The 5873-nt window shown below is 64.5% G+C and carries 5 protein-coding genes; 3 read left to right on the top strand and 2 right to left on the bottom strand.

Annotated features, from left to right (window positions below; genetic code table 11):
* The 3 genes from ACXJL8_RS31610 to ACXJL8_RS31600 all read left to right on the top strand — a co-directional run.
* On the top strand, positions 1-608 hold a 608-nt coding region (locus ACXJL8_RS31610), incomplete at its 5' end, for a LysR substrate-binding domain-containing protein (RefSeq protein WP_456686198.1).
* A gap of 81 nt (positions 609-689) precedes the next feature.
* A complete protein-coding gene (pncB, locus tag ACXJL8_RS31605) occupies positions 690-1994 on the top strand; it encodes a nicotinate phosphoribosyltransferase (RefSeq protein ID WP_456621574.1) in 1305 nt (434 codons plus the stop codon).
* Positions 1995-2332: 338 nt separating this feature from the next.
* Positions 2333-3646: a GGDEF domain-containing protein gene (locus ACXJL8_RS31600; RefSeq protein WP_456621573.1), complete on the top strand. Its 1314-nt coding sequence runs from the start codon at positions 2333-2335 to the stop codon at positions 3644-3646.
* A 31-nt stretch (positions 3647-3677) separates the two neighbouring features.
* On the opposite strand, the gene tcuB is transcribed toward ACXJL8_RS31600, so the two are convergent.
* Positions 3678-4781, bottom strand: coding sequence for a tricarballylate utilization 4Fe-4S protein TcuB (tcuB, locus tag ACXJL8_RS31595; protein WP_456686197.1), 1104 nt, complete (start codon positions 4779-4781; stop codon positions 3678-3680).
* A gap of 30 nt (positions 4782-4811) precedes the next feature.
* Positions 4812-5840, bottom strand: a complete 1029-nt coding sequence (locus ACXJL8_RS31590; protein ID WP_456621571.1) for an esterase — start codon at positions 5838-5840, stop codon at positions 4812-4814.
* Between the last annotated feature and the right edge of the window lie 33 nt (positions 5841-5873).

Genomic DNA, 5873 nt, shown 5'->3' with positions numbered 1-5873 from the left:
CCGCCAATGACTTCCAGCGCGATCTGCTGCTGCCGCGATTCTTCGGCCATGTCGCGGCGCAGGTGCAGAGCCTGAACCTGCGCGTGATCCCCTCGCAGTCCCCCTCGCCTGCGATGCTGCGCGAAAACCGCTGCGACCTCCTGATCACGCCGCTGCCGCCGTCCGGCATCGACATCGTGCAGAAGCGCCTGCTGCGAGACCATTACGTCTGCTACTACGATCCCGGGGCCCGCACCGCGCCGGGCAGCCGCGGCGCCTATCTCGCGGCACGCCACATCACCGTGGTCTATACCGACAATGAGCGGCTCGACTTCGATCGCCGGCTCGCGGCCAACGGCTTCCACCGCGACATCGCCATCTCCGTGCCGAGCTTTTCCGGCGCGCCGTCCTTCCTGCGCGGCTCGCAGATGCTGGCGAGCATGCCGAGCCTGCTGGCGTCCGGCGTGATGGGTGGCTTCGCGCATGTGCGGATTCCGCTGGCCTCGCGCACGCGAACGCTGGCCGAGCTGCCGATGTTCATGGTCTGGCACCAGCGCTATCAGAAGGACCCGGCCCACCGCTGGATCAGGAGCCAGCTCGAAACCGTGGCGGCGACGGCCGCGGCCTGAGCAACGGGCCCCTGCCCGGCGACAAGCTGATCCCCGCCAAACCCACTGGTTGCGCCCGGGCAGCCACGCTAGAATTCCCCCATGACAGTGACCGACATTGCAAGCCGGACCTACAATCACAGCTGGCGGCTGGATCCCATCATCCGCAGCCTGCTCGACACCGATTTCTACAAGCTATTGATGTTGCAGATGATTCGGGAAGCCTACCCGAGTCAGCAGGTGACATTTTCGGTGATCAACCGCTCGCGCCATGTGCGCCTTGCCGAGATCATCGACGAGGGCGAGCTGCGCGCCCAGCTCGACCATGCCCGCACCATCCGCTTCACCAAGAAGGAGCTGATCTGGCTTGCCGGTAACACCTTCTACGGCAAGACCCACATGTTCTCGGCCGACTTCATCCGCTGGCTGGCCGAATTCCGCCTGCCCGAATACGAGCTGCGCAAGGTCGAGGGGCAGTACGAACTGCATTTCCACGGGCCGTGGACCCACACCACGATGTGGGAGATCCCGGCGCTGGCGATCCTCAACGAGCTGCGCTCCCGCGCGGCGATCAAAGGCCGCGGCCGTTTCGAGCTCGACGTGCTCTATGCCCGCGCGAAGGCAAAACTCTGGACCAAGGTCGAGCACCTGCGCAAGCTCGACGGCCTGCGGCTGTCCGACTTCGGCACGCGCCGCCGTCACGGCTTCCTCTGGCAGCGCTGGTGCGTGGAAGCGGTGAAGGAGGGGTTGGGCCCGTCCTTCATAGGCACCTCCAACGTGCTGCTGGCGATGGACAACGATCTCGAAGCGATCGGCACCAATGCGCATGAGCTGCCGATGGTCGCCGCAGCCCTCGCCAGCGACGACGAGGAGTTGCGCTGGGCGCCCTATCGCATTCTCGACCAGTGGCGCCAGACCTATGGCGGCAATCTCCTGATTGCGCTCCCCGACGCCTTCGGCACCAAGGCCTTCCTGCGCGATGCCCCGGAATGGGTCGCCGACTGGACCGGCTTCCGGCCCGACAGCGCGCCGCCGATCCAGGCCGGCGAGGAGATCATCAAATGGTGGGAGAAGAAGGGCCGCAATCCCAAGGACAAGCTGCTGGTGTTCTCCGACGCGATGGATGTCGGCTCGATCGAGGAGACCTATCACCACTTCGCCGGCCGCGTGCGGCTCTCGTTCGGCTGGGGCACCAATCTCACCAACGATTTCGTCGGCTGCCCGCCGGACGGTTCGGTCAATCTCGATCCGATCTCGATCGTCTGCAAGGTCACGTCGGTCGACGGCCACCCGGCCGTCAAGCTCTCCGACAATCCGGAGAAAGCAACCGGCATGCCCTCGGAGATCGAGCGTTACCTGCGCGTATTCGGCGACGCCGGCCGCGTGCGCAAGCCGGTCCTGGTCTAGAGCCATTTCCGTTCCGACGGAATCGGAACGGGACTCTGGATTCCTGTTTTGACGCGTTTCCTTCACCGCGAACCGGTATCCACTTCGCTCGAAAACGCTCCAGCGCCAAGCCGGTTTCTCTCGATCGAGTAAACGACGCAGCACGAATGCGAGGCATCGCCGCGCCAGTTCCGGTTCGGCGGCATTTGCAGCGATCTGCGAGCATCCGTTTCACAGCGCTTTCACCCTGCGACGCAGTCTTCCGGCTCTTTCAGGTCGMGTTAAGCAGCCTTCTCGCGTAATCCGCGTTATGAGCGGATCGCTCCGCTGGGGTCGTTGAGCGACTTGGGGAACGCAAAGTGTTTCGCAGAACAGCGACGTCGTCGAAGGGACGCAGCTTCCTTCATGTCATCAAGCTCGTCTCGCCCTTTGTCATGGTCGTCGTGCTCCAGGCGGCGATCGCCGGATTCAGCCTGGAGGTGATGTCCTCGGTCCGCGCCTATGTCGCGGGCGAGGCGATGTGGTCGCGCTCGCAGAAGAACGCCGTCTATTTCCTCAATCTCTATCTGCATTCGGGCGAGCCCAGCCAATTCGCGCAATATCAGGCCTCGCTTGCCGTTCCCATCGGCGACGAATTCGCGCGGTGGGCGCTCGAGCGCGATCCGGTCGACGTCGAGGCCGCCCGGATCGGCTTCCTGCAAGGCGGCAACCATCCCGACGACGTCCCCGGCTTGATCTGGCTGTTCCGCCATTTCAACCAGGTGAGCTTCCTCCGGGACGCAATCCGGGAATGGGCTGCCACCGATCCGATGCTGCTGGAGCTGAGCGTCTTCGGCGAGGTCATCCGGTCCGAGTGGACGAACGGACCCGTTCGCGACAGCGACCGCCTGCAATATCTGTCGTCGCGGCTCTCGGAGCTGAACAGCCAGTTCACGGGGCATGCCAGGCGGTTCTCCACTGTCCTCGGCGAGGGTTCCCGCGCCATCAAGGTGACGTTGACCTGCGTCAACGTCGTCACTGCCGCGACGCTGATCCTGCTCCTGCTCTGGCACACCCGACGATTGGTGCTGCAACGGCAGGCGTTCGAGGATGCATTGCACGCCGAGAAGGATCGGCTCGCCTGGCAGGCCTCGCATGACTGGTTGACCGGCCTCGCCAACCGCCGCGCCTTCGAGTCGCGCCTGCAAAGCGCGCTCGACAATGCCCGAGACGGCTCGCTGGGCCTGATCCTGCTCGACCTCGACCAGTTCAAGAGCGTCAACGACAGCTGCGGCCATCTCGCCGGCGACCGGCTGCTGTGCCAGGTCTCGCGCCTCCTGCAACAGGACCGGCGTCCGCACGATTTGGTGGCCCGGCTCGGCGGCGACGAATTCGGCCTGATCCTGCCGCAGTGCTCGGCCTTCGACGCCGTCGATATCGCCGAACGGCTGCGCAAGTCGCTCGAGCTGTTCAGCTTCGCCTGGGACGATCGCTGCTTTGCCGTCACCGCCAGCATCGGTGTTGCCTGCATCCCCGACGGCAACACCACACTCGAGCAGGCGATGCGTACTGCGGATGCCGCCTGCTATCGTGCCAAGGAAAAGGGACGCAACCGGGTCCAGGTCGACACTGCCAGACCGGACGTCGTGCTGGTCGCGCCGCGGCCGCGCGAAGTTGCCGCGGCACGAAGCTGACAGCAGATCCCGCCGGCTTGCCGCCGCCCGATCAGGAGACCTCTGCCCGCCGCTCCTGCGCGTAGCGCACCAGTGCGGCGAAGCGGTAGATGCCGTGCACGAACTTGCCGTAGGGCATGGTGATGAACAGCGCGAATACCGCACCGAGATGCAGCGCCAGCAGCGGCCCCATGGCGGCGGTCTCGCGCAGGATCAGCAGCGCCATGCCGGTGAGACCGGTCAGGAACAGCATGGCGATGAAGCCGACATCCATGCCGAAACCTTTTTCGTCGAGCAGCTCCGGATCACGGCGCGATTTCGCGACGAACAGGCCGATTGGCCCGGCGATGAGACCAATGCCGCCAAGCGTGCCCAGCACGACCGGCAGATCCCACCAGGGGTACGGCGCCTCACGTCCCCACACATAGTGGTAGAGCGTGGCCACCGACGTTGCGGCAAAGCACAGCAGGAAGCCGTAGAAGGTGAGGTGATGATACAGCTTGCGCCGGTCGGTCGGCTTGTCGTCCTCGTTGTAGCAGCCGACCCCGCCGCCATCGAGATAGCGCAGCTCCCCGGCATCGCGAATGGCCYGGAAGATCGAGCCGCCATCGGCACGGCCGCCGATCGGTGAGCCGATGTCGCGCCAGAACGCGCGCACGCTCATGACGAGCGCGAGAATGGCATAGAGCAGCGCGGCGCTGAACAGCGCGGCCATCGCGTTATGCGGCATCAGTCTGTAGAACGCGCCCGGCCCGGTATGCACGCCGAACAGCACGCTGCGGTCGTTCAGGGCGGCGAAGCCGAGAATGAAGGTCGCCATGCTCAGCGCCGCGACGATGCTGATGACGAGACCGTTGCGCGCAAAGGCGCCGGACAGTGCCCGCGGCCAGGCATAGGCCGCATAGGATTCCGCGCGCGCGACCGCGAGCGTCTGCGGAACATTGACGTTGAATTCGTGCGGCGGCGAGAACTGGCAGTCGACATAGCAGGCGCCGCAGGAATGGCAGAGATTGGCGAGATAGTTGAGGTCGCCGTCGGAGAAGGCGCGGCGCATCTCCATGGCTGGAAACACCGCGCACAGCCCTTCGCAATAGCGGCAGGAATTGCAGACCGTCATGAGACGGTCGGCTTCGTCCAGGATTGGCGTTCCGTGCATTCGTTGCTTCCTGCCCTCGCGCCGAGCCGCTTACTTCGTCAGCCCCTTGCCCACGAGCCATTTCTGGATCAGGGCGGCGACCTCGGCATTGTTCTTGTCCATCATGATCATGTGCGAATTGCCCTTGATGCCGGCTTGCGGCAAGTCAACGACATCGACGCTGCCGCCGGCGGCCTTGATCGCGTCCGCAAAGGCAATGCCCCTGGCGCGGATTGTCGGCCAGCGCGAATCCCTGTCGATATAGTCGCCATAGACGATCAGCGTCGGAATGTTCTTCAAGGCATCGGCCCTGGCGGGATCGCCGAGTCCGGCCGGCTCGATCGCAATCAGCGCCTTGACCTTGTCGGGCCGCGCTTGCGCCACCTTGAAACCGAAGCTGCCGGCCTGGCTGTGGAACAGGATGACGGAGGGGCCGACGCGGTCGATCTCGGCGATATAGGCGGCGATGATGGCATCGTCGGTCGTGGTCCAGCGCGGTACGTTCTGCTTGACGAAGTTCTTGTAACCCTCATTCGGAAACTGGCTGCCCGGCATCAGCTTGCGCTTGGCCGGATCGGGATCGTAGGAGCCCGCGCCGTCGCCGATGCGAAAGCGCTCGAATGGGTTGGCCGTGGTGAGGAAGACCGGTTCGCCCTTGAAGACATCGGGGTACTGCGCCCAGCCGGCGCGGCCGCGCTCGACCGCATCCGAATTGTAAACGGCCCAGCCCTGGCGCAGGAAATAGTTCAGCCAGCCCTCGCGTCCGTCCGGTGTTGTCTCGTAGGTGACGCCGGTCAGCCCGCCGCCGTGCCACATCAGAAGCGGATAGGCGCCTTTCTCGCTGGCGGGCAGAAAATACTGCACATACATCTGCTCGACCTGATAGGTGCCGTTGGGATCAACCTTCACGGGCACGCCGCCGGGCGTTAAGACGACCTCCTTCACCGGCTTGCCGGAAATCTCCACCAGCCGTCCGCCGACATGGAACGAACCCATATCGCGCAAGGCGATTGGCTCGGCGGCGTTGGCGTGGCCGACGATCAGCAGCGCCGTGATCGAAGCAATGGCAATGCGTAACATGGTTCTTCCTTAAGTCTTTTCTTCATCCTAGTT

Source organism: Bradyrhizobium sp. P5_C11_2, assembly GCF_054049755.1.
Note: the sequence above shows the minus strand (reverse complement) of the source record. Positions and strands in the feature narration are given on the sequence as shown.

Coding starts and splice junctions, on each gene's coding strand:
- ACXJL8_RS31590 (WP_456621571.1), bottom strand. CDS start 5,840: ATGTTACGCATTGCCATTGCTTCGATCACGGCGCTGCTGATCGTCGGC.
- pncB (WP_456621574.1), top strand. CDS start 690: ATGACAGTGACCGACATTGCAAGCCGGACCTACAATCACAGCTGGCGG.